Genomic DNA, 1,746 nt, shown 5'->3' on the forward strand with positions numbered 1-1,746 from the left:
CGCTCGGTGGTAACTCGCTGCTGGGTATGCAGGTCATGTCCCGCCTGGGCCAGGTCCTTGATTCGACTATCCCGGTCCGGGTGCTGTTCGAAGCATCGAGCGTGGAACGTCTTGCGGTCGCGGTGGAATCGCAGGCGGGTACGGGCCGAGTGGCGCTGGTGCCGCAGGTTCGCCCGGAGCGGATCCCGTTGTCGTTGGCGCAGTCGCGGATGTGGTTCCTGAACCGGTTGGATCCGGAGTCGGCGGCCTACAACATCCCGATGGCGATCCGGCTGTCGGGCGAACTCGACACTGCTGCACTGCAATCGGCGGTGGCCGATGTGGTCGGCCGGCACGAGTCGCTGCGCACCATCTACCCCGAGATCGATGGCCTCGGATTCCAGCAGGTGCTACCCACGTCCGACGTGGTGCTGGACCTGACGCCGGTGCCGGTCGCGCAGGCCGAGGTGCTCGGCGAGGTTGCCGGGTTCGTGGGCCGCGGGTTCGACGTGATCGAGCAGGTGCCGGTGCGGGCACGACTGTTCCGGATTGCCGATGTCACCAACGGCACCGACGAGTTCGTCTTGGTAGTGGTGGTCCATCACATCGCCGGCGACGGCGTGTCCGTCGGTCCGCTGGCACGTGACGTGATGGTGGCGTACGAGGCGCGCACCCGTGGTGAGGTGCCGGGCTGGGCGCCGCTACCGGTGCAGTACGCCGATTACGCACTGTGGCAGCGCGAGGTCCTCGGCTCGGAGGACGATCCCGAGTCGCTGATCGCGCGCCAGATCGACTACTGGGCAACGCAACTCGCAGGAGTTCCCGACGAGTTGGGTCTGCAGTTCGATCGCCCGCGACCGGCAGTCGCGTCGGGCCGCGGTGCCACGGTTGGGTTCGACATCCCGGCTGAGCTGCACGCCGGCTTGGTCGAACTTGCGCGCGCCCACGATGCGACGTTGTTCATGGTCGCGCACGCGGCACTCGCGGTGCTGTTGGCACGCATGTCCGGCGGCGATGACATCGCAGTCGGTACGCCGATTGCGGGTCGTGGCGAGCGTGAGCTCGACGACCTGATCGGCATGTTCGTCAACACTCTCGTGCTACGGACGCATGTCGATGGTGGGGCATCCGTCAACGAGGTCTTGGCGCAGGCTCGGACTGGCGATGTCGCGGCGTTCGGGCATGCGGACGTGCCGTTCGAGCGGTTGGTGGAGGTACTCAAGCCCGCCCGCTCGCAGGCGCGGCATCCGTTGTTCCAGGTCGCGTTGTCGTTCCAGAACGTGGGTACGACGCGCTTCGATCTACCGGGGCTGACGGTGACCGGTGTCGACGCCGGGGAAGATGTCGCGAAGTTCGACCTGCAGGTCACGTTGTCCGAGTCCGCTGCGGGCGGGATTGCGGGTGCCTTGACCTACGCCACCGAGCTTTTCGACGAAGAGTCGATGGTCGAGTTCGGGGTGCGGCTGGTCCGGGTGTTCGAGGCGTTCGTCGCGGATCCCGCTGGGCTGGTTGGGGATATCGAGATCCTCGACAGTGGCGAATTTGCGGCGCTGACCCGTGTGGCGGATGCGGGGGCGACGCCGGTTGGGTTGTTGTCGGAGCTGTTGACCGCGGCTGTGGCGACGGCTCCGGATGCGGTGGCGGTGCGGTTCGACGGCCAGTCGTACACCTATCGCGAGCTCGACGAGTCGTCGAACCGGTTGGCGCGTCTGCTGATCGGCCGTGGTGCGGGGCCGGAAAGCTTCGTGGCTCTGGCGTTGCCGAGGT

1 protein-coding gene is annotated in these 1,746 nt (G+C 67.0%); it reads left to right on the forward strand.

Annotated features, from left to right (window positions below; genetic code table 11):
- The coding region (locus A8G08_RS25705; RefSeq protein ID WP_157108808.1) for a condensation domain-containing protein at window positions 1-1,746 on the forward strand (1,746 nt) is incomplete at both ends.

The organism is Aldersonia kunmingensis (genome assembly GCF_001646865.1).
GTDB lineage: Bacteria > Actinomycetota > Actinomycetes > Mycobacteriales > Mycobacteriaceae > Aldersonia > Aldersonia kunmingensis.